The organism is Vibrio quintilis (assembly GCF_024529975.1).
Taxonomy (GTDB): Bacteria; Pseudomonadota; Gammaproteobacteria; order Enterobacterales; family Vibrionaceae; genus Vibrio; species Vibrio quintilis.
The window spans coordinates 4,083,634-4,104,800 of sequence record NZ_AP024897.1 but is presented as its reverse complement, the minus strand read 5'-3'; the positions used below and the strand labels follow the sequence as shown (position 1 = coordinate 4,104,800).

19 protein-coding genes are annotated in these 21,167 nt (G+C 47.1%); 6 read left to right on the top strand and 13 right to left on the bottom strand.

What is annotated here, in order from left to right; genetic code table 11:
- Positions 1 to 5: 5 nt before the first annotated feature.
- From pstB to OC443_RS18750, 4 genes are all read right to left on the bottom strand, one after another.
- The gene (pstB, locus tag OC443_RS18765) at positions 6 to 746 is read right to left on the bottom strand and encodes a phosphate ABC transporter ATP-binding protein PstB (protein WP_234976364.1); all 741 of its coding nucleotides are present in this window, start codon (positions 744 to 746) and stop codon (positions 6 to 8) included.
- Positions 747 to 865: 119 nt separating this feature from the next.
- Positions 866 to 2,122 (bottom strand): phosphate ABC transporter permease PstA, encoded by a 1,257-nt coding sequence (gene pstA / locus OC443_RS18760; protein WP_073582028.1) that lies wholly within the window; start codon positions 2,120 to 2,122, stop codon positions 866 to 868.
- Positions 2,115 to 3,500 (bottom strand): phosphate ABC transporter permease subunit PstC, encoded by a 1,386-nt coding sequence (gene pstC / locus OC443_RS18755; protein WP_073582030.1) that lies wholly within the window; start codon positions 3,498 to 3,500, stop codon positions 2,115 to 2,117. The genes pstA and pstC overlap by 8 nt, the downstream gene beginning before the upstream one ends.
- A gap of 30 nt (positions 3,501 to 3,530) precedes the next feature.
- Positions 3,531 to 4,562, bottom strand: coding sequence for a PstS family phosphate ABC transporter substrate-binding protein (locus OC443_RS18750; RefSeq protein WP_083601582.1), 1,032 nt, complete (start codon positions 4,560 to 4,562; stop codon positions 3,531 to 3,533).
- Between the two features lie 274 nt (positions 4,563 to 4,836).
- On the opposite strand from OC443_RS18750, the gene OC443_RS18745 reads away from it, so the two are divergent.
- The gene (locus OC443_RS18745; protein ID WP_073582032.1) at positions 4,837 to 6,237 is read left to right on the top strand and encodes a metallophosphoesterase family protein; all 1,401 of its coding nucleotides are present in this window, start codon (positions 4,837 to 4,839) and stop codon (positions 6,235 to 6,237) included.
- 89 nt (positions 6,238 to 6,326) lie between these two features.
- On the opposite strand, the gene OC443_RS18740 is transcribed toward OC443_RS18745, so the two are convergent.
- A complete protein-coding gene (locus OC443_RS18740) occupies positions 6,327 to 7,121 on the bottom strand; it encodes an NAD(P)H-dependent oxidoreductase (protein ID WP_073582034.1) in 795 nt (264 codons plus the stop codon).
- A 91-nt stretch (positions 7,122 to 7,212) separates the two neighbouring features.
- Here OC443_RS18740 and OC443_RS18735 point away from each other — a divergent pair, with 91 nt between their 5' ends.
- Complete coding sequence (locus OC443_RS18735) at positions 7,213 to 8,109, top strand: LysR family transcriptional regulator (protein ID WP_073582036.1); 897 nt, start codon at positions 7,213 to 7,215, stop codon at positions 8,107 to 8,109.
- Between the two features lie 28 nt (positions 8,110 to 8,137).
- On the opposite strand, the gene mnmE is transcribed toward OC443_RS18735, so the two are convergent.
- From mnmE to OC443_RS18695, 8 genes are all read right to left on the bottom strand, one after another.
- On the bottom strand, positions 8,138 to 9,499 hold the full coding sequence (mnmE, locus tag OC443_RS18730; protein WP_073582038.1) for a tRNA uridine-5-carboxymethylaminomethyl(34) synthesis GTPase MnmE: 1,362 nt from the start codon (positions 9,497 to 9,499) through the stop codon (positions 8,138 to 8,140).
- 120 nt (positions 9,500 to 9,619) lie between these two features.
- Positions 9,620 to 11,251 carry a membrane protein insertase YidC gene (gene yidC, locus OC443_RS18725; protein WP_073582040.1) on the bottom strand — a complete coding sequence of 544 codons (1,632 nt, stop codon included), beginning with the start codon at positions 11,249 to 11,251 and terminating at the stop codon, positions 9,620 to 9,622.
- Positions 11,252 to 11,253: 2 nt separating this feature from the next.
- Positions 11,254 to 11,511 (bottom strand): membrane protein insertion efficiency factor YidD, encoded by a 258-nt coding sequence (yidD, locus tag OC443_RS18720; RefSeq protein WP_073582042.1) that lies wholly within the window; start codon positions 11,509 to 11,511, stop codon positions 11,254 to 11,256.
- Positions 11,478 to 11,834, bottom strand: coding sequence for a ribonuclease P protein component (gene rnpA, locus OC443_RS18715; protein WP_073582044.1), 357 nt, complete (start codon positions 11,832 to 11,834; stop codon positions 11,478 to 11,480). Before rnpA ends, yidD begins: the two co-directional genes overlap by 34 nt.
- Positions 11,835 to 11,847: 13 nt before the next feature.
- Positions 11,848 to 11,982: a 50S ribosomal protein L34 gene (gene rpmH / locus OC443_RS18710; protein ID WP_005378825.1), complete on the bottom strand. Its 135-nt coding sequence runs from the start codon at positions 11,980 to 11,982 to the stop codon at positions 11,848 to 11,850.
- Between the two features lie 253 nt (positions 11,983 to 12,235).
- Entirely contained in the window at positions 12,236 to 12,973 is a 738-nt protein-coding gene (locus tag OC443_RS18705; RefSeq protein WP_073582046.1) for an amino acid ABC transporter ATP-binding protein, read from the bottom strand.
- The gene (locus tag OC443_RS18700) at positions 12,970 to 13,641 is read right to left on the bottom strand and encodes an amino acid ABC transporter permease (protein ID WP_073582048.1); all 672 of its coding nucleotides are present in this window, start codon (positions 13,639 to 13,641) and stop codon (positions 12,970 to 12,972) included. Before OC443_RS18700 ends, OC443_RS18705 begins: the two co-directional genes overlap by 4 nt.
- 123 nt (positions 13,642 to 13,764) lie before the next feature.
- Positions 13,765 to 14,514, bottom strand: coding sequence for an amino acid ABC transporter substrate-binding protein (locus OC443_RS18695; RefSeq protein WP_073582050.1), 750 nt, complete (start codon positions 14,512 to 14,514; stop codon positions 13,765 to 13,767).
- A gap of 304 nt (positions 14,515 to 14,818) precedes the next feature.
- Between OC443_RS18695 and dnaA the strand changes: the two genes are divergently transcribed.
- From dnaA to gyrB, 4 genes are all read left to right on the top strand, one after another.
- A complete protein-coding gene (gene dnaA / locus OC443_RS18690) occupies positions 14,819 to 16,222 on the top strand; it encodes a chromosomal replication initiator protein DnaA (protein ID WP_073582052.1) in 1,404 nt (467 codons plus the stop codon).
- Positions 16,223 to 16,289: 67 nt separating this feature from the next.
- A complete protein-coding gene (dnaN, locus tag OC443_RS18685; RefSeq protein ID WP_073582054.1) occupies positions 16,290 to 17,390 on the top strand; it encodes a DNA polymerase III subunit beta in 1,101 nt (366 codons plus the stop codon).
- 11 nt (positions 17,391 to 17,401) lie between these two features.
- The gene (gene recF / locus OC443_RS18680; protein WP_073582056.1) at positions 17,402 to 18,481 is read left to right on the top strand and encodes a DNA replication/repair protein RecF; all 1,080 of its coding nucleotides are present in this window, start codon (positions 17,402 to 17,404) and stop codon (positions 18,479 to 18,481) included.
- Between the two features lie 18 nt (positions 18,482 to 18,499).
- Complete coding sequence (gene gyrB, locus OC443_RS18675) at positions 18,500 to 20,914, top strand: DNA topoisomerase (ATP-hydrolyzing) subunit B (RefSeq protein ID WP_073582058.1); 2,415 nt, start codon at positions 18,500 to 18,502, stop codon at positions 20,912 to 20,914.
- The last annotated feature ends 253 nt before the right edge of the window (positions 20,915 to 21,167 follow it).

Sequence of the window (21,167 nt, the reverse complement as noted above, 5' to 3'; positions counted from 1 at the left end):
TGAAACTATCCGAAACTTCCACGTAAATAACCTTGTGTCAACTGATGAACCGGTTGCTCGAAGAGTTGCCGGGTTGGATTCACCTCAATCAGTTTTCCCAGATGGAAATAAGCCGTCCGGTCTGAGATGCGTTTCGCCTGTTGCATCGAGTGTGTCACCATACAAATGGTATAGTTCTCTTTTAACTCGGACATCAGATCTTCAATCACAGAAGTGGCAATGGGATCAAGCGCGGAACAGGGTTCATCCATTAAGATTACTTCCGGGCTGATGGAGATTGCCCGGGCGATACATAACCGTTGTTGCTGGCCGCCGGATAATCCGGTTGCCGGGACATCCAGCCTTGAAGATACTTCATCCCATAAACCCGCTTTGCGTAAGGCGGCTTCGACTATCTCATCCAGATCGGCTTTGTTTTCCGCCAGTCCATGAATTTTCGGCCCATAGGCAATATTTTCGTAGATCGATTTGGGAAATGGATTGGGTTTTTGAAACACCATACCGACCCGCGACCGCAATTCTTCAGCTTCGATCTCTGAGATTTTTGTACCGTGTAAACTAATCTCACCGCTGATTTTACAATGAGCCACGGTATCATTCATCCGGTTCAGACAACGGAGAAAAGTCGATTTTCCGCATCCGGACGGGCCAATCAGAGCCAGAACTTCTTTCTCTCCCAGATCGAGGCTGACGTCATAAATGGCCTGAACATCATTGTAGAAAACATCAATCCGGCGGGTTGTCATCCCGGGGTTATCGCTGGTCAATTCACCAATCGTCTGATGGGTTTCCAGTGATTGCGCTTTCAAAGCGGTTTGCTCCGGTGATACCTGAGCATAAAACTGTTGTTGGCCGGTACTATTCATCATGACCATCTCCTTTCCAGCTTTCTGCGCAGATATAAGGCAATGCCGTTCATCAAAAACAGAAAGAACAGTAAGACAATAATGGCAGCGGAAGTGAGTTCAGCAAAGCCGCGCTCCGGATTTTCTGACCACAGAAAAATCTGAACCGGCAGTGCCGTGGCTGCATCAACAAAGCTGCCCGGAATATCAACAATAAAGGCAACCATACCAATCATCAGTAATGGGGCTGTTTCTCCCAGCGCCTGAGCCATACCGATAATTGACCCGGTAAACATACCGGGCAGTGCCAGAGGTAAGACGTGGTGAAAGACAACTTGAGTTCTGGAGGCGCCGAGTGCCAGAGCGCCGTCTCTGATTGAAGGTGGCACCGATTTGAGGGATGCCCGGCTGGAAATAATAATGGTTGGCAGGGTCATCAGAGTCAGTACTAAACCACCCACCAGCGGTGTAGAGCGGGGAAGTTCCAGTACATTGAGGAAAATCGCCAGCCCGAGTAACCCAAATACAATCGAAGGGACCGCTGCCAGGTTATTGATATTAATTTCTATCATGTCGGTCAGCCGGTTTTTGGGTGCAAATTCTTCCAGATAAATCGCGGCCCCGACGCCGATAGGAAAACTCAGTAGCAAAGCGGTGATTAAGGTGAAGGCCGATCCCATAAACGCGCCGCCAATTCCGGCCACTTCCGGGTTTCTGCTGTCACCGTGAGTAAAGAAGCGCCAGTTGAAAGCTGAGCGGACTTTGCCCTGCTGCTCTAATTGCCGGAGCCAGTTTTGTTCTTTGTCATTCAGACCAAAGCTTTTTCCGGTTAACAGGTTGCCTTTATAGGACTGATTGAATTTGTCGCCGGCAGGCAGCCATAACGTGATGGTTTTATCTTCCGGTGCGGCGGACTCAAGTGCCTGTTTCAGTATATATTCGGATTCGGATGACAGCAGCTTGTACAGTTGACGTTTATCCGCTCTGCTGATGACGGTGCTGAAATCATTCCGGAGCTGAGCCTTGATCATGGCGTAAGGCGAGCTGCCTGCATGGTAGTCTGCGGTTGGAAACGTCATTTTGATTTCAGTGGTGGTAAAGGCACTCTTGCCGGTAACCACAATGGTGATCAACAGAAAGACCAGAAACATTAAGGCACTCAGCACCGATGCAATACCGTAGCCCCGAAAGCGCTTTTCTGCTCTTTTGCGGTGATGTAATGACTGACGGACGGTTTCTGTTTTTCGTTCAGCCAGTTTTAATAATGGATCACTCATACTGCTCCCGGTATTTTTTCACGATTCTGAGGGCGAAGATATTCAGTATCAGGGTCACGATAAACAGGGTGAGTCCCAGCGCAAAGGCAGCCAGTGTTTTCGGGCTGTCGAACTCCTGATCGCCAACCAGAAGCGTCACGATTTGTACCGTAATTGTGGTGACAGACTCCAGTGGATTGGCGGTCAGATTAGCGGTCAGCCCGGCAGCCATGACGACAATCATGGTTTCTCCGATCGCCCGTGAGATTGCCAGCAACAGCCCGCCGACAATTCCCGGCAGAGCCGCGGGAAGAATGACCTTTTTTACGGTTTCCGAGCGGGTCGCACCCATCGCAAGGGATGCATCCCGGATACTCTGCGGCACAGCCCGGATGACATCATCAGACAAAGAAGAGACGAACGGAATAATCATCACGCCCATGACCAGCCCGGCAGCAAGGGCACTTTCTGAAGAAACGCTCTCACTGCCCATTGACTCGGCAATGGAACGAATAGCTGGTGCAATAGTTAAGGCGGCAATAAACCCGTAAACCACTGTCGGAATACCGGCGAGAATTTCCATCGCCGGTTTAACATAGGTACGCACCTTCTCCGGGGCGTATTCTGCCAGCCAGATCGCACTGAAAATGCCGATGGGTGCAGCCACCAGCATCGCAATCACTGTAATCAGCAGTGTACCGGCAAACAGCGGAATAATGCCAAACGCACCACTGGCGCCCTGCTGATCCGCCCGGATGGCGATCTGGGGTGACCAGTGTGTGCCGAACAGAAAATCACTCACCGGAATATGGGCAAAGAAACGAACCGATTCAAATAACACCGACAGTACAATGCCCAGGGTAGTCAGAATCGCTATGGTTGAACTCAGAGCCAGAAGAAACCGAACCAGCTTTTCAACCTGATTTCTCGCTTTAAACCCAGGGGCAACCCGATATAGTCCGAAAGAAATACAACCGGTTAACAACAGAAAAGCCGCAGTGTAAAAGATGGTGTTTCTGCCGGAAATCAACTGATGATAGTACAGATTCGATTGTGTTAAAGCATCGGAATAGTTCAGCCCGGACAGATCCTGTGTTGAGGCTGAGATAATTTGTGTGTAAATCAAATCCCGGGTAATACCGGTCTGGGAGACCGGTTGTTGGAGTTCAAAGTGACTGAGAGTCAGGTACTTGAGTAGCCAGGGTTCGGAAATGGTCCAGAAGAGCGCGAAAATAACCACCGGGAGCAGGGTTATCCACACCACGTACCAGCCATAATAATCCGGCAGTGAGTGCAGATAACGAATGCCCCCGAGTTCTGAGGCAGCCCTGCGCGATTTCATCCGGCCGGAGAAAAAAGCCAGCGCTGCAAACATCAGTGTAATAATGACGATAGTCATAACGTTATCACTATAAGTTTATAATCATTATTACAGGTTGGGTGTCATGCTCCCGGCATATTTTCTGACCGTTTTCCAGTCTGAAGGTGGTAGCGGAATTAACCCCCGTTCGGTCAGATAGCCATCTTCACCAATCGCATCTTCACTGGTAAAGGAAGACACATACTCTTTGATACCCGGAATAATGCCGACATGGGCTTTTTTCACATAGAAATACAGTGAACGGGAAACCGGATAAGCGCCGTTACCAATCGCTTCAAACGTCGGGGAAACCTGGTTAATTTTGGCACCCTGTACTTTATCCCGGTTCTGATCGAGGAAACTGAACCCGAAAATGCCAAAAGCGCCAGGGTTAGAAACCAGTTTTTGAACAATCAGATTGTCGTTCTCACCGGCTTCGATAAATGCACCATCTTCACGAATACCATGACAGACCGCTTTAAATTTACTTTTGTCACTTTTACGCAGTGCTTTCATTGCCGGATGGGTTTTACATCCGGCTTCCATCACCAGTTCAACAAAAGCGTCCCGGGTGCCTGAAGTCGGTGGCGGCCCTAAGACTTCAATTTTTTTATCCGGTAAGGCGCTGTTGATTTGTTGCCAGCGGGTATATGGGTTTTTCATCAGCTTGCCGTTTTTATCCGGTAATACTTTCGCTAATGCCATATAAATTTCTTTCACCGAAACATCCATGACCGGTGATTTTACTGAGTTGGCGAGGGTGATTCCGTCATAACCAATTTTGACTTCAATGATTTCAGTGACACCATTTTTTTTGCATTTGGCGACTTCAGAGGCTTTAATTTTTCGTGAGGCGTTGGTAATGTCCGGCGTGTTTTGACCCACACCAGCACAAAATAGTTTAAGCCCGCCGCCTGATCCGGTTGACTCAATTTTTGGTACTTTAAACCGGGTTGATTTACCAAACCTTTCGGCAACAATGGTCGCAAAAGGGTAAACGGTTGAAGAGCCAACAATACTGATTTGTTCCCGGGCCAGTGCTGGTGTTGCCAGCATCAGTAAACCCAGAGTGCATACCAACTGTTTCGTTGTTCTGCGCATATTCTTTATATGCATCACTTTCTCCCTAAATTTACTCTCATGAATTGCGTAAGCACTAAAAGCGTAGGCTGCTGTTTGTTTTTTAACCAGATGAGTCACGAAAAGTTCATCAGTTGTTCATAAAGGAATGTGGGGTGGGTTGCACAGGAGGTTTCAGCGTTGAGCCAAGGGGAAAGACAAGGCCACTAACTCGTTGTAATTAAAAAATAACACCAGTGTCATGTCCAATTATTAGCATAACTGATTAATCTAATCATATTCAGGGACGACAACGATGATCAATCAAACCCGACGCCATTTCCTCAAAACCTCTGCGTTTCTGGGGGCTTCCGCTTCTGTTGGATTCAGTCTGACCGGATGTAACGGCAATAGTGAGACTGAATCGCCAGGCCTCCGGTTTGCGGTACTTTCAGATTTGCACGTTTATGATACTTCTCTGGGAAAAGATGGGTCGGCTTTTGAATCCTATGTGGCTTCCGATCGAAAAATGCTGGAACAGAGCGCTGAAATATTATCGGCCATGGTTGAGAAGCTGCTTGCTGTCGATGGCCTTCAGGCGGTGATTATTCCGGGAGACTTAACTAAAGACGGGGAACTGGTCTGCCACCAGAAAGTCACGTCCTTGTTGCAGCCACTAAGGGATGCCGGGGTTGCAGTGTTTGTCGTGCCCGGAAACCATGACATTAACAATCCGGATGCAGTGTCATTTTCCGGGGAAACAACGACTCAGGTTGAAAGTGTCACAGCCAGCAAGTTTGCTGAAATCTATCAGGACTTTGGCTACGATGCTGCGATTGCGCGCCATGACAACTCCTTAAGTTATGTTGCTGAGCCGGTTGAAGGGATATGGTTACTTGGGCTTGATTCCTGTAAGTACAGTGATGAAGATAATGCAGAGTCACCGGAAACCTCCGGACAACTGACCTCTGATTTACTCAACTGGATCAGCGATCAACTCAGTTCTGCACAGGCTCAAAACAAAACCGTTTTCGGTATGCTGCATCATGGCATTGTGCCTCATTTTGGCAGTCAGCCGGATTTCTTCAGTGAATATTTGGTCGATGACTATGAAAATGTCGGCAAACAGCTGGCTACAAGTGGGCTGAATCTGGTGTTTACCGGTCATTTTCATGCGCAGGATATTGTCAGTGCGGACTATAACGAAGATGGTTCGCTGATGATGTACGATGTGGAAACCGGATCTGTGGTCACCTCTCCCTGCCCGTTCCGGCTGATCGATCTGGATACCGCCTCCGGCACGATGAGTATCACCAGTACCGATATTGACAGTATTGATTCGATGGAAGATTTTGCGACGTACAAAGAATCATTTATTTATACCGGCATGATGAATCTGTACAAGGTCATGCTGCCGGAGACGCTGGAAAAAATGGGGGTTACGCTTGGTGAAGAAGAACTGGCGACGCTGGAAACACTTGCTGCAGCATTACATGTCGCTCACTACAAAGGAGATGAGGCCGCGGATCAAACTACGTTGGCAGCGTTAACTCAGATGATCAACAGCGGCGATGCAACCACCGCTTATATGGGCTCAAAGTTATACCAGCTTGCAGTTGATGACGGGTTGGCCGATAACAGTGTCAGTTTATCGCCCTGGTCTGAAAATACGGCAATGATTCACAACCTGTTGCATCGTATTCAGCAAACTGCCTGATCCACAGCAAAGCACCAGTAAGATATGTGTCTTACTGGTTGCACATCTATACCCAAACAACCTGCATCTTCAGGTTGTTTGGGTAACTATCATTTTACTGTATCTTTTCGAGACAGATGCGCTGCGAATCCGGAGGTTGACGGGGTAATCTCTTCACGCAAAGTCAATGCCGGGATATGGTAGTCACCACCATTCTGTCTGCGGAACGGAATCGGTGGTGTGGTCTGTAAGGTGTCCAGCCGCTGTGACAGATTTTCAAAGATATGTTGCAAACGTTCTTCATCGGTTTTACCGGTCCGGTAGACCACAAAGGGCGGCAAAACTTCAAATCCGGGATAAAACAGCATGCCGTGGTGAATCGGAAAAAGCAGATCATCGATCGGGCCGTTGACGCCGCGGGCACTATAGTGGGATTCCCAGCCACCGGCAGTGACTAACAGCATGGCTTTTTTGCCGGACATATTGCCTTCACCATACCTGTCTCCCCAATGATGATCTGAGTGTTCACCGTAGCCATAAGCAAACCCGTAAGCATAGACCCGTTCGAACCATCCTTTCATGATGGCCGGCATCGAAAACCACCACAAAGGAAACTGAAAAATCACCGTATCAGCCCAGCGCAGTTTTTCCTGTTCAGCTTCAATGTCCGGGCTCTGGGTGCCGTTCTCATAAGCTGCTTTTGAGTCCAGCGAAGGGTGAAAGGGTGCGCTGCTATCCCGCATCAGATTATCTTGTTCATCCAGTGTCGGTTTCCAGTTCATCTGATACAGATCGGAAACCCGAACCTGATGACCGGATGATTCCAGGTGGTTGATCATAAATGATTTGATGGTGCCATTGAGGGATTGAGGTTGTGGGTGTGCATAAACAATCAGGATATTCATTTTTATTCTCCGGCTTTATTTTATTTGTGGATTTATCATAAGAAATCCCCTGATATACTTGAAATTAATTGCTGGTATGTCAGGTATTAAAATGATTAATTTGTCGAATCTGGATCTGAATTTATTGCGCACGCTGGATGTACTGTTAACCGAACACCATGTCACCCGTGCAGCGGAGCGGCTGCACCTTTCACAACCTTCGGTGAGCGTTCATTTATCGAAGCTGAGAGAGTTGTTTAATGATCCGCTGCTCATTCCGGATTCCAGAGGTATGAAACCAACCGCGCTCGCTGATGAATTACGTCAGCCTTTGCGTCAGGCGCTTGAATCACTGGAAAAAGCGCTGTTAACCACGGTGCCTTTTGAACCCGCTCTGTCACAGCAGACATGGCGGCTGTCAGCATCTGATTACAGTGAGTTCACTATAATTCAGCCGGCAATGAATGTGTTGTTTCAGGAAGCGCCACAAAGCCGGATCGCGGTGACTCAAATGATACCGGGCAGACTGGCGCGGCAAATGGAGCGGGGAGAGATAGATCTGGCGTTTCATATCAGGGAAAACGCGCCGCAGGAGTTGCGCAGTAAGGCATTATTCAGCGAACGTTACGTGCTGGTGGGCAGAGCGGGTCATCCTGTATTGCGTCAGCCAGTGAGTGTCGGTTCTTTTTGTCAGCTGAAGCACGTGGTGGTTTCTCCTGACGGAGGCGGTTTTGTCGGCATGACGGATGAAGTACTGAAGGAAAAAGGTTTAGCCCGTGATGTCGTGCTTTCTGTACCTCATTTCCACTTTGTCATTTCTGTCCTGAAGACGTCAGATTTGGTTGCGATGCTACCGCACCGTCTGGTTCAGGATCAAACCGGACTGGTGCTGGCCGAACCGCCAATTGAATTGCCACCGTTTGAACTGGTGATGCTATGGCATGAGCGGTCCCACCGGGATCCTGCCCATCAATGGCTGAGGGCAAAGATCGCTGGTGTGTGTGGTTGAATTGTTCCGGATGGTTGGATGGTGATATTTACTTGCCGATACAAAACGAAGAAAAAATCCGTCCCAGTAAATCATCTGAGCTGAATTCTCCGGTAATCTCACTTAAGTGTTGCTGCGCGATACGTAGTTCCTCAGCAAGGATTTCTCCGGCCATGTAGCCTTCCAGCTGTTGCTGTCCTGTATCAAGGTGTTCTGACGCTTTTTCCAGTGCATCCAGATGACGTCGTCTGGCCATAAAACTGCCTTCCTGACTGCCGGTAAAGCCCATACATTCTTTCAAATGATTCCTGAGCGCATCGACGCCTTCACCGGTTTTAGCCGATAAACGAATCAAAGTTGGTGTAGTGACATGGCTGATCCCCAGCGTTTCACCGGTTTGATCCACTTTATTGCGAATCACCGTGATGCCAATATCAGATGGCAGACGGTCAGCAAAGTCGGGCCAGATTTCTTCCGGTGTGGTTGAATCTGTGGTGGTGCCGTCAACCATGAACAGGATTCGGTCGGCCTGATTAATTTCATCCCACGCGCGTTCAATACCGATGCGTTCGACTTCATCAGAAGCATCTCTCAGTCCGGCGGTATCGATAATGTGTAGTGGCATGCCATCGATATGAATGTGTTCACGCAATACATCCCGTGTTGTGCCTGCGATGTCGGTAACAATCGCTGATTCTTTCCCTGAGAGGGCATTTAACAAACTTGATTTTCCGGCATTTGGCCGTCCGGCGATGACGACTTTCATTCCTTCGCGCATAATCGCGCCCTGATTCGCTTCGCGGCGGACTGCGTTCAGATGATCAATAATCGTTTGTAAGTCACCAGCCACTTTGCCGTCAGCCAGAAAATCAATCTCTTCTTCCGGAAAATCAATCGCTGCTTCAACGTAGATCCGTAAATGGATCAATGACTCAACCAGCGTATTGATCCGGCTTGAGAAGCTTCCCTGAAGAGATTTCAGGGCGGATTTAGCCGCCTGTTCTGAGCTGGCATCAATCAGATCTGCGATTGCTTCTGCCTGAGTCAGATCCATTTTGTCATTGAGAAACGCTCTTTCAGAAAACTCACCCGGTCTTGCTGCCCGGACGCCAGGTATGGAAAGAATGGACCGAATCAGCATATCCATCACAACCGGTCCGCCGTGACCCTGAAGTTCAAGGACATCTTCGCCGGTAAATGAGTTCGGATTGGGGAAAAACAGCGCAATGCCCTGATCGAGCTGGGTGCCGTCGCTGTCTTTAAAGGGCAGATATTCTGCGTAGCGGGGGCGAAGTGTTTTTCCGGTAATCTGTTGTGCTACTTCGGCGGATTTCGGCCCGGAAACCCGGATAATACCGACACCACCTCTTCCGGTGGGGGTCGCCTGAGCAACAATTGTCTCTGTTGTCATCGCTTAATTCATCAATGTGGTGGAATGCGTATTATAGACACATTCGGATGTTTGTTGGTTGAAAACTGACCGTTATAAAAAAGGCGACCGGAAGGTCGCCTTTATCTGGTTCAATCCGGATTATGACTTGGAATGTAACCCTTTCTTCTCAAGCGACTTATAAATTAAAGTCTGCTGGATCAGTGTGACGATGTTCGATACGAAATAGTAAAGCACCAGTCCTGACGGGAAGAAGAAGAAGAATGCACTGAAAACAACCGGCATAAACATCATGACCTTTTGCTGCATCGGGTCAGTCACGGTTGTTGGGCTCATCTTCTGGATCAGGAACATACTTGCGCCCATCAATACAGGCAGAATAAAGTAGGGATCCTGTGCTGATAAGTCAGTAATCCAGCCGAAGAAAGGCTGATGACGCAACTCAACAGATTCCATCAGTGACCAGTACAGCGCGATGAAAATCGGCATCTGGAAGACAATCGGCAGACAGCCACCCAGCGGGTTGACCTTCTCTTTCTTGTAGAGTTCCATCATTTCCTGACTCATGCGCTGACGGTCATCGCCGATACGTTCACGCATTGCCTGAAGTTTTGGCTGCAACATCCGCATTTTTGCCATCGAGGTATATTGCGCTTTGGTTAGCGGATACATACCACCACGCACAATAAATGTCAGACAGATAATCGCCAGACCCCAGTTTGAAACAATGTTACTTTGAATGAAAGAAAGCAGCATGTGAAGCGGTTTGGCAAGGAACCATAACCAGCCGTAATCAACCACCAGGTCCAGATTCGGTGCAACAGCTTCCATTTGGTTCTGTAATTTCGGACCAACCCAAAGTGTTGCTTTGAAAGTGGTACTTTCGCCGTTTGCAATCGTGCGGGTTGGTTCTTTGATACCAATATCACCCACATTGCGGCTGCTGATCACCCGTGAGAACAGTTTTGTACCCGGCGCATCGCGTGGAATCCAGGCGGTTGCAAAGTAGTGCTGAATCATTGCAGCCCAACCCTGACCATTTTCCAGCGTTTGATTCAGGTTATGTTCTTCCATGTCATCAAAGCTGAACTTTTTATACCGGTTTTCCTGAGTTGAATATGCACCACCACGGTAAGTTGGCATGGCCAGGCTACCGCCGGAATCCAGCAGGTTCTGACGCAGGTGAGCGTACATCGCCACAGCAGCGTTCTGACCTGAGTTATTGTCGACATTAAAATCAACATCAACCGCATAGCTGCCACGTTTGAGGACAAATGTTTTGGAATAGGTTATCCCGTTTGCCTGATAAGTCAGCGGGATGCGCAGTTCATCCTGCCCTTCAGCAAGCTGATAAGAATCCTGAGTGGTTTGATAAGTGGCGCGGCCAGAACTTTTATCAATCCCTTGTGGGCCAATCAGTCCGCTTTGAGCGATAAACTGGTGGTCATTTGTGTCTTTCAGTAGCTGGAACGGCTGCTCTGAGTTCAGAGTCTGAGCATAATCGTTCAGTTTGGCTGAAATGACATCTCCCCCGACCGTGCTGATGGACAGAGTCAATACATCCGTTTTCGCGATAACGGTTTTTCCTGCAACATTCTGATCGGCGAGCGGTTCAAACTCATCAGAAGCAGATGACGGAGCAGGAATAGAACTACTTGATTGTGTCTGCTCAACCGCTTGTGGTGCCGGGTTCTTTGCTGTCTGCCAGTTTTGGTACAACAGGAAAGAAACCAGAGCAAAAGCGATTAACAAGATATTACGTTGAGAATCCATTATTATTTATCTCTGTCTTGTTTTCGGTTTGGTGGTACGGGATCAAAACCACCTTCGTTTAAAGGGTGGCATTTTAATAGACGTTTGCCTGTTAACCAACATCCTTTTACAAAACCGTGAGCTTTCAACGCTTCTATCGCATACTGAGAGCAGGTTGGTGTAAAACGGCAACGTGGACCTAACAGCGGGCTAATGAACCATCTGTAGAGATAAACGAGTCCGATGACTATCCACGAGAGGGGCGAGACAGGCGTAGCCATAATTTATCAAACAATTTCATTATTTCTTCATTGCTGAGTTCCTGAGCACTTTTTTTCGCGATGACAACAAAATCTTTGTGGGGCAATTCGTGTTGTTTCAGACGAAAACTTTCACGCGAAAGACGTTTAAAACGATTCCGGGCGACAGCAGTTTTAATTTGCTTTTTAGGAACGGCAAGTCCCAGTCTGGGATGAGAAAGGGAGTTTTTTCTGGCAATGATAGTGAAATGAGGCGAGCGAGCACTTTGTGCTTGCTGGAATACATGTCGATAATGTTCGGGAGTTAACAATCGTAACTCCCGACGAAAAGCGTACTTTTTCAAAATTAATCTGGGATTATTTTGACAGGCGAGCACGGCCTTTCGCACGACGTGCGTTAATAACTTTACGACCGTTCTTTGTTGCCATACGAGCACGGAAACCGTGAGTACGTTTGCGCTTCAGAACTGTAGGTTGAAAAGTGCGTTTCATTGTATTTACCTTACTGATCAGTAGTTTCTAGGTTTTCGTTAAACCCGGCGTGGGCTTTACCATTCCTCTTAATATAAGAGGAACATTTCCGACGCCTCTCAACAAAGAGGCGGAATTGTAATCACTGGCAACAAACGTGTCAATGATTAGAAAACGAGTCATTCACTCTTTTATACGCTGACGGGCGAAATATCCTCCCTATACAAGCGTAGTTGGCCGATTATACGTGGCGATGACAAAATCTCAAGGATCCTTAATCGATCCCGACCTGATTTAAGAATTTACGCAGCCGGATATCCTGTGGATGAAGAAAGATATCCTGTGGAGATCCTTGTTCAACGATGTGGCCGTCAGCCATAAAGATCACGTGATCAGCCACTTCTTTTGCAAACTGCATTTCATGGGTCACGACCAGCATGGTTTGATGCGCTTTAGCCAGCTTTTTCATGAGTGATAAAACCTCGCCAACCCATTCAGGATCTAATGCGGAGGTCGGTTCATCAAAGAGCAGCAGCTCAGGCGCCAGTGCCATCGCCCGACCTATTCCGACCCGCTGTTGTTGCCCGCCGGATAAGGAGGCCGGATATTGATCACTTTTATCCCCAAGCCCGATATCGTTGAGAATTTCCAGCGCTTTGGCATAAGCCTGATCTTTTTTCCATCCCCGGACGGTGATCAAACCCTCTGCGATGTTTTCTTTTGCTGTGAGATGCGCAAATAAAGCATAGTTCTGGAAGACAAATCCGGTTTTCCGGCGCAGCTGTAATATTTCAGCCTGAGTCGCGTTGCTGCTGTCCACACTGATATTATCAATGGTGATATTGCCCTGATCCGCTTGTTCCAGAAAATTAATACAACGCAATAAGGTGGACTTTCCGGTTCCGCTGGAACCAATAATCACGATGATTTCACCTTGATTGATCTCCAGATCGATGCCTTTCAGTATTTCACTCTGACCGAATTTTTTATGTATGTTTGTCAGCTTGATCATCTTGCATATGCCTTATTCAGTTGATTCTCTGCCCAGCTTTGCACCCGGGTTAATACGATCGTGACGACCCAGTAAATCAATGAGACTGCCAGAAATGATTCAAAGAATTTGTAAGAGGTTGAAGCTTCGTTTTGTGCAGCGCCCATCATCTCAACCACACCGAATGTAAAGGCCAGCGAGGTGGATTTGATCATATCGATGAAATAGTTCATCAGTGAAGGCAGGGCTATCCGGGTCGCCTGAGGCAGAATGATCCGGCGCATTGCCTGTTGTTGTGTCATACCGATAGATAAACTTGCTTCCATCTGGCTTCTGTCAATGCCCATGATGGCTGCACGAATGGTTTCTGCCATATAAGCTGCAAAATGCAGTGTCAGTGCAATCACCGCGGCACTAAAGGCATCTAACCCAACCATAAAGGGGAAGATTTGCGGCAGGCCGTAGTAGAACAGAAACATCTGCACCAGTAACGGTGTGCCTCTGAAATAGCTGATATAAAGCTGGCAGAGCGGATCCAGCCCGAACACCTTAAAAATACGGATGTTCGCAACAATAACAGAAAGGATTAGGGCCAGAATCATGCCCAATACGGCCAGTTCAATCGTGGTACCGAGATTTTTGAGTAAATACGGTATCAAATCGAACATATACTGAAAATCAAATTGCATAGTTATGTCTTCGTTGTTCTGTCCGGTAAAAGAATAAAAATAAAACCCACTGTAATTTAGCCTGAAGCGACTATCAATACAGTGGGTTTCGGTTTTCCGTCACCGGAATTCAATCAAATCAGTTTAGCGCTGTGTAATATCTGAACTAAACCATTTTTCAGAAATTTGCTTCAGTGTACCATCTGCGCGCATAGCTTCCAGTGCATGGTTAACGTCATCCCGAAGTTTTTCGCCATGTTTATTTTTCAGGAAAGGCCATGCATTTTCAATGGTTTCAAAAGGCTGTCCGGCAAGCTGTAGCGGGAGACCTGATTTACGGATGACTTCCAGGATGGATAAACGATCCATCACGAAGGCATCAATACGGCCTAATGCGACATCCTGTTCAAAACTTGAATCATAAGTCCGGATATCAATCTGACCATCCTTATCATGTGCTCTGAGCAATTGTTCGAAATTTGATCCCAGGTTGACCGCGACAGTTTTACCTTTCAGGTCGGCAAGACCATGAATGCTGTCATTTCCTTTTCTGACGGCCAACTGAGCGCCATCAATTACATAGGGTTCAGAGAACAGGTATTTTGCTTTGCGTTTCTCTGTCACTGTGATCTGGTTTGAGATGGTATCAATTCGTCCGGTTTCCAGCTGTCCAAACAGACCGGAAAAGTTTGCGGTGACGAATTTGACATCGTAATCGTTCCGTTGACCAATCGCGTTCCATACATCGACTTCAAATCCCTGCAGTTTTCCTTGTTTCACAAAGGTAAACGGGAAATAGCGCCCTGACATGCCGATTTTGACTTCTGTCGTTGCCTGCGCTGTGAATGTTGTTAATGTAACTGCGGCTAGTGCGATGGTTAACCATTTTTTCATGATTTGCTCCGAATAATTCTGGAGGTGCTATTCTAGTCTCGTCAGCCACAAAATAAATAACGATATGTTATGGCTCATAACCAGATTTGTTGATCTGGGGATAACTTATAGCTTTTTTCAATAAATGTGGAATGATATGTGGGTAACCGGGTAAAAACAGCAAAGATCCGATGATAAAACAGTAGAAATATGTGAATAACTTGGATCTTCTTCACTGGAATTGAGATCATTTACTGGCGATCTGCATGATCAAAAGGTAGAATTGCCAATCTTTATCAACTTATCTACTTTGAGTGAGGGAACCGTGTCATCTTCTCTATGGTTGCAATGCATGCAACAGCTTCAGGAAGAACTGCCTGCGACAGAGTTCAGTATGTGGGTTCGGCCATTACAAGCCGAGTTGAATGACAATACTCTCACTTTATACGCTCCGAACCGTTTTGTGCTCGACTGGGTGCGGGACCGGTATCTTCACAGTATTAATCGCTTATTGAATGAGCACTGTGGTAATGATATCCCGAGCTTACGTTTTGAAGTGGGCAACAAGCCTGTGACAGAACGAATCAAACCGGCGGTCCGTACACCTGCGGATGTTGCCGCTGAATCTTCCGCGCCTGCTCAGCTTCAGGCGCGAAAACCTGTCCATAAAACCTGGGATGATGAATCAGCCCCGGTTGGAATGAATTACCGATCTAATGTCAATCCGAAGCATAAGTTTAATAACTTTGTTGAAGGTAAATCGAACCAGCTTGGTCTTGCAGCTGCAAAACAGGTGGCTGATAATCCCGGTGCAGCTTATAACCCGCTGTTTCTGTATGGCGGAACAGGTTTAGGTAAAACACACCTGTTGCATGCGGTAGGAAATGCGATCATCGACCATAACCGTAATGCGAAAGTGGTTTATATGCATTCTGAGCGTTTTGTTCAGGATATGGTAAAAGCCCTGCAGAATAATGCGATTGAAGAGTTCAAACGTTATTACCGCAGTGTTGATGCGCTGCTGATCGATGATATTCAGTTCTTTGCTAATAAAGAGCGTTCTCAGGAAGAATTTTTCCACACCTTTAATGCCCTGCTGGAAGGCAATCAGCAAATTATTCTGACATCTGATCGATATCCGAAAGAAATCAGCGGAGTAGAAGATCGGCTGAAATCCCGTTTTGGCTGGGGTCTGACGGTTGCGATTGAGCCTCCGGAGCTGGAAACCCGGGTGGCGATTCTGATGAAGAAGGCTGAAGACCATCAAATTCATCTGGCGGATGAAGTGGCTTTTTTTATCGCCAAAAGACTTCGTTCTAACGTGCGTGAACTTGAAGGGGCATTAAACCGGGTGATTGCTAATGCAAACTTTACCGGTCGTCCTATCACGATTGATTTTGTCCGTGAGGCCCTGCGCGACCTGCTTGCGTTGCAGGAAAAGCTGGTGACAATTGATAATATCCAGAAAACAGTCGCTGAATATTATAAAATCAAAGTAGCAGATCTCTTATCTAAACGTCGTTCCCGTTCCGTTGCCAGACCAAGACAGCTTGCTATGGCACTGGCGAAAGAACTGACGAACCACAGCTTACCTGAGATAGGTGATGCGTTTGGCGGACGTGACCATACCACAGTATTACATGCCTGCCGAAAAATTGAACAGCTCAGAGAAGAAAGTCATGATATCAAAGAAGATTATTCAAATTTGATCCGGACTTTGTCATCTTAATGCTGATCGTTCTGTATTTTTAGCTGTAAACAGAGAACATTCGATTTTCATCACTGAAGAGCAAATTATGAAATTTACCATTGAGCGCAGTCAGTTAATCAAACCACTTCAGCAAGTCTCCGGTACTGTAGGCGGGCGGACGACGCTACCGATTCTCAACAATATTTTACTGACGGTAGAAGACAATACGCTCATGCTGACGGCGACTGATCTGGAAGTGGAGCTGATTGGTAAAGTGAACCTTGAAAGTGAGGTGGAAGGCGGTAGTGTGACTGTACCGGGCCGCAAATTTTTAGATATTTGCCGGGGATTGCCGGATTCAGCTTCTTTATCTATTGTTCTGGATGATACCCGTTTGTTAATTCGCTCCGGGCGCAGCCGTTTTTCTCTGGCAACATTGCCTGCTGCTGAATTTCCTAATATTGATGACTGGCAGAGCGAGCTTTCTGTCTCGTTGTCTCAGGCGAAGCTGCGCGGTCTGATTGAGAAAACCCAGTTTTCTATGGCAAATCAGGATGTGCGATATTATATGAACGGCATGCTGTTTGATATTGAAGACACGACATTCCGGACTGTTGCGACGGATGGGCACCGGATGGCTGTCGCTCAGATGACGTTGGAAGAGCCGCTGAACCCTTTACAAATTATTGTGCCGCGTAAAGGGATTCTTGAATTAGTGAAGTTACTCGATGCGCCGGAAGAGTCGGTGATGGTACAAATTGGTAACGCCAATATCCGGATCACAGTCAATGAATTTATTTTTACGTCCAAGCTGATTGACGGGCGCTTCCCTGATTATCGCCGGGTTATGCCGCAACATACGAATAAAACGCTGACAGCACCTTGTGATGTGCTTCGTCATTCTTTCTCCCGCGTTGCTATTTTATCAAATGAGAAGTTTCGTGGTGTGCGTCTGAGTATTCATGACAATGAAATGCGTATGACCGCGAATAACCCGGAGCAGGAAGAAGCAGAAGAAATGCTGGATGTTGAATACGAAGGGACAGAAATTGAAATTGGCTTTAATGTCAGCTACTTGCTTGATGTTCTGAATACACTGAAATGCGATCAGGTGCGTTTTTCAATGTCAGATTCTGTTGCCAGTACTCTGATTGAGAACCCTGACGATGAAAGTGCCATGTACGTTGTGATGCCGATTCGTTTGTAATTGATTTACATATGCCACTGACCCGACTCATGATTCAGCAGTTCCGGAATATTAAAGCCTGTGATATTGAATTGTCATCAGGCTTTAACTTTCTTATCGGCCCTAATGGCAGCGGCAAAACAAGTCTTCTGGAAGCTTTGTATATGCTCGGGTACGGGCGCTCGTTCCGGAGTTCTTTAACCGGTCGGGTAATTCAGAATGCATGTCAGGAGCTGTTTGTTCATGGCCGGTTGCTCAATTCAGAACAAATTGAGACACCTATCGGAATTAATAAGCAGCGTGATGGTGTAGTTGAGGTTAAAATAGGCGGAATGTCCGGCCAGAAGTTATCTCAGCTGACTCAGGTCTTACCGCTACAGCTCATTCATCCTGAAGGCTTTGAGTTATTGACAGATGGTCCGAAGCAGCGCCGGGCTTTTATTGACTGGGGTGTTTTTTATTCCGTCCCTGCTTTTTTTGAGGCCTGGGGGCGTTTTCGCCGCTTAAACAAACAACGCAATGCTTTATTAAAAACGGCAACCTCTTATCGGGAAATGCAATACTGGGATGCTGAACTCTCGAGTCTTGCGGAACAGATCGATACGTGGCGGGCCGGTTATGTTGAACAGATAAAAACAGGTACGGAAAGTCTGTGTCAGGACTTTTTACCTGAATTTGATATCCGGCTGCAATACTACCGTGGCTGGGATAAAGAAACATCTTATCGGGAGCTGCTCGAAAGAAACTTTGAGCGCGATAAAATGTTAGGATATACGTTTAGTGGCCCGAATAAAGCCGATTTACGGATTCGGGTCAATGGCACACCGGTGGAAGATATTTTATCCAGAGGGCAACTGAAACTCATGGTTTGTGCGCTCCGGGTAGCTCAGGGGCAGCATCTCACGTCTCTGACCGGGAAACAGTGTATCTATCTCATTGATGATTTTGCTTCTGAGCTGGACAGCGAGCGCCGCAAATTACTGGCGGATTGCTTTAAAGCGACCGGAGCTCAGGTTTTTGTAAGTTCTATTACGCAAAGCCAGGTGGATGACATGGTGATGTCAGACAGTAAAATGTTCCATATGGAACAGGGCCGGATAGAGCAAAGATAAACATAAAGAGAGTAACTCATGTCAGATAATTACGATTCATCAAGTATTAAAGTACTGAAGGGTCTGGATGCCGTAAGAAAGCGTCCGGGGATGTACATCGGTGATACGGATGACGGAACAGGTTTACACCACATGGTTTTTGAGGTGGTGGATAACTCGATTGATGAAGCGTTAGCAGGTTACTGTCAGGATATCGTCGTCACAATCCATGAGGATAATTCTGTTTCTGTCACGGATGATGGCCGTGGTATTCCAACAGAAATGCACACCGAAGAGAATGTTTCTGCTGCTGAAGTGATTATGACGGTTCTTCATGCCGGCGGTAAATTTGATGATAACTCCTATAAGGTGTCCGGCGGTCTGCACGGCGTCGGAGTTTCTGTGGTGAATGCGCTGTCTGAAAAAGTGTTACTGACGATTCACCGTCATGGCTCTGTTCATAGCCAGACTTATCATCATGGTGTGCCTCAGGAGCCACTGAAAGTGATTGGTGAGACTGAGACAACCGGAACACAAATCCGCTTCTGGCCAAGTGAAGAGACGTTTACCAATATTGAATTCCACTATGAAATTCTGGCCAAGCGTCTGCGTGAACTTTCATTCCTCAATTCCGGTGTTTCTATAAATTTGGTTGATGAGCGGGATGGTAAGCAGGATCACTACATGTATGAAGGTGGTATTCAGGCTTTTGTGACCCACCTGAACCGCAATAAAACCCCAATTCATCCGAAAGTTTTCCACTTTAATCATGAACGGGAAGACGGCATTTCGGTTGAAGTTGCGATGCAATGGAACGATGGTTTCCAGGAAAGTATTTTCTGCTTTACCAATAATATTCCTCAGCGGGATGGCGGAACCCACCTGGCGGGTTTCCGGGCTGCTTTAACCAGAACGCTGAACTCTTATATGGACAAAGAAGGTTACTCGAAGAAAGCAAAAACTGCGACCTCCGGAGATGATGCCCGGGAAGGTTTGACGGCTGTTGTTTCTGTCAAAGTGCCTGATCCAAAATTCTCCAGCCAGACCAAAGATAAACTGGTTTCTTCAGAAGTGAAATCTGCTGTGGAATCGGCGATGGGTGAGAAGTTGTCTGAATTTCTGGCCGAACACCCGAATGAAGCGAAAACCGTTTGTTCCAAGATTATTGATGCGGCCCGTGCCCGTGAAGCAGCGCGTAAAGCCCGTGAAATGACCCGACGTAAAGGGGCGCTGGATTTAGCTGGCTTACCCGGAAAACTGGCTGATTGTCAGGAAAAAGACCCGGCGTTGTCTGAACTCTATATTGTGGAGGGTGATTCCGCTGGTGGTTCTGCAAAACAGGGCCGTAACCGGAAGAATCAGGCAATTCTGCCGCTGAAAGGGAAAATTCTGAATGTCGAGAAAGCGCGCTTCGATAAAATGCTGTCTTCTCAGGAAGTCGCGACACTGATTACTGCACTGGGTTGTGGTATTGGCCGGGATGAATATGATCCTGAAAAGCTGCGCTATCACAATATCATTATCATGACCGATGCGGACGTCGATGGTTCTCACATCCGTACGCTGCTGCTGACATTCTTCTATCGTCAAATGCCGGAGCTGATTGAGCGCGGTTATATTTATATTGCTCAGCCACCGCTGTATAAAGTGAAGAAAGGCAAGCAGGAGCAGTATATTAAAGACGAAGATGCGATGAGCCAGTATCAGATTTCACTGGCGATGGATAATGCATCACTCCATGTGAATCCTGATGCGCCGGCATTGGCTGGTGCACCTCTGGAAGCTTTGGTTCAGCAATATAATTCAGCGATTAAGTTGGTTGACCGGATGAGCCGCCGTTATCCGCGTGCACTGATTCATGAGTTTATTTATGTGCCTCGCTTAACGGAAGCAGATTGCCGGAATGCAGAACATGTTGAAAGCTGGTCGAAGAATCTGGTTGAACAGCTGAATGCAAAAGAGGTTGGAGCAAGTCAGTACAGTTACGAGATCGAGTTCCATGAAGCGATTGGTGTGTATTGTCCGAAGATTTGTGTCCGGACACACGGTGTCAGCCATGAGTATCCTTTGAGTATCGATCTGCTGAATTCGAAAGAATATGGTTCTCTTGCCTCCTTATCAGAAGCATTAAATGAGCTGATTGAAGAAGGTGCTTATATTCAGCGTGGCGAGCGTAAGCAGCCGGTTGGCAGCTTTGCTGATGCACTGCAATGGCTGGTGAAAGAATCCCGCCGTGGTCTGGCAATTCAACGCTACAAAGGATTGGGTGAAATGAACCCGGATCAGCTTTGGGAAACCACGATGGATCCTGAAACCCGCCGTATGATGCAGGTGACGATCGATGATGCTTTAAATGCTGATGAGCTGTTCACGACGTTGATGGGTGATCAGGTTGAACCACGCCGGGCGTTTATTGAAGACAATGCGCTGAAGGTGGCAAACCTGGACGTATAGTTTTTCAGGGTCACAGATCCTTGATTCAATGATTGATCAACAGCTGCCTTTCGGGCAGCTGTTTGTTTTTCCGACATTGTTTATACGGAAAATTTTTAAATTTTTTTCATTGATCCCTTGATCCGGAAAAAAATGACGCAATATATGATAGTGAAGAGGATGCCGTAAGGGCCTCAGAAACTGTTACTCCGGCAGCTTGCTCAGAAGAGAAGATTGCGGGTAACAACATCAAATATGAATAATTGACACCTAT

Coding starts and splice junctions, on each gene's coding strand:
- yidD (WP_073582042.1), bottom strand. CDS start 11,511: ATGGCTACGCCTGTCTCGCCCCTCTCGTGGATAGTCATCGGACTCGTT.
- dnaN (WP_073582054.1), top strand. CDS start 16,290: ATGAAATTTACCATTGAGCGCAGTCAGTTAATCAAACCACTTCAGCAA.
- OC443_RS18695 (WP_073582050.1), bottom strand. CDS start 14,514: ATGAAAAAATGGTTAACCATCGCACTAGCCGCAGTTACATTAACAACA.
- OC443_RS18735 (WP_073582036.1), top strand. CDS start 7,213: ATGATTAATTTGTCGAATCTGGATCTGAATTTATTGCGCACGCTGGAT.
- OC443_RS18750 (WP_083601582.1), bottom strand. CDS start 4,562: ATGCGCAGAACAACGAAACAGTTGGTATGCACTCTGGGTTTACTGATG.
- pstA (WP_073582028.1), bottom strand. CDS start 2,122: ATGAGTGATCCATTATTAAAACTGGCTGAACGAAAAACAGAAACCGTC.
- OC443_RS18740 (WP_073582034.1), bottom strand. CDS start 7,121: ATGAATATCCTGATTGTTTATGCACACCCACAACCTCAATCCCTCAAT.
- yidC (WP_073582040.1), bottom strand. CDS start 11,251: ATGGATTCTCAACGTAATATCTTGTTAATCGCTTTTGCTCTGGTTTCT.
- mnmE (WP_073582038.1), bottom strand. CDS start 9,499: ATGACAACAGAGACAATTGTTGCTCAGGCGACCCCCACCGGAAGAGGT.
- pstC (WP_073582030.1), bottom strand. CDS start 3,500: ATGACTATCGTCATTATTACACTGATGTTTGCAGCGCTGGCTTTTTTC.
- OC443_RS18705 (WP_073582046.1), bottom strand. CDS start 12,973: ATGATCAAGCTGACAAACATACATAAAAAATTCGGTCAGAGTGAAATA.
- rpmH (WP_005378825.1), bottom strand. CDS start 11,982: ATGAAACGCACTTTTCAACCTACAGTTCTGAAGCGCAAACGTACTCAC.
- recF (WP_073582056.1), top strand. CDS start 17,402: ATGCCACTGACCCGACTCATGATTCAGCAGTTCCGGAATATTAAAGCC.
- gyrB (WP_073582058.1), top strand. CDS start 18,500: ATGTCAGATAATTACGATTCATCAAGTATTAAAGTACTGAAGGGTCTG.
- OC443_RS18700 (WP_073582048.1), bottom strand. CDS start 13,641: ATGCAATTTGATTTTCAGTATATGTTCGATTTGATACCGTATTTACTC.
- pstB (WP_234976364.1), bottom strand. CDS start 746: ATGACAACCCGCCGGATTGATGTTTTCTACAATGATGTTCAGGCCATT.
- OC443_RS18745 (WP_073582032.1), top strand. CDS start 4,837: ATGATCAATCAAACCCGACGCCATTTCCTCAAAACCTCTGCGTTTCTG.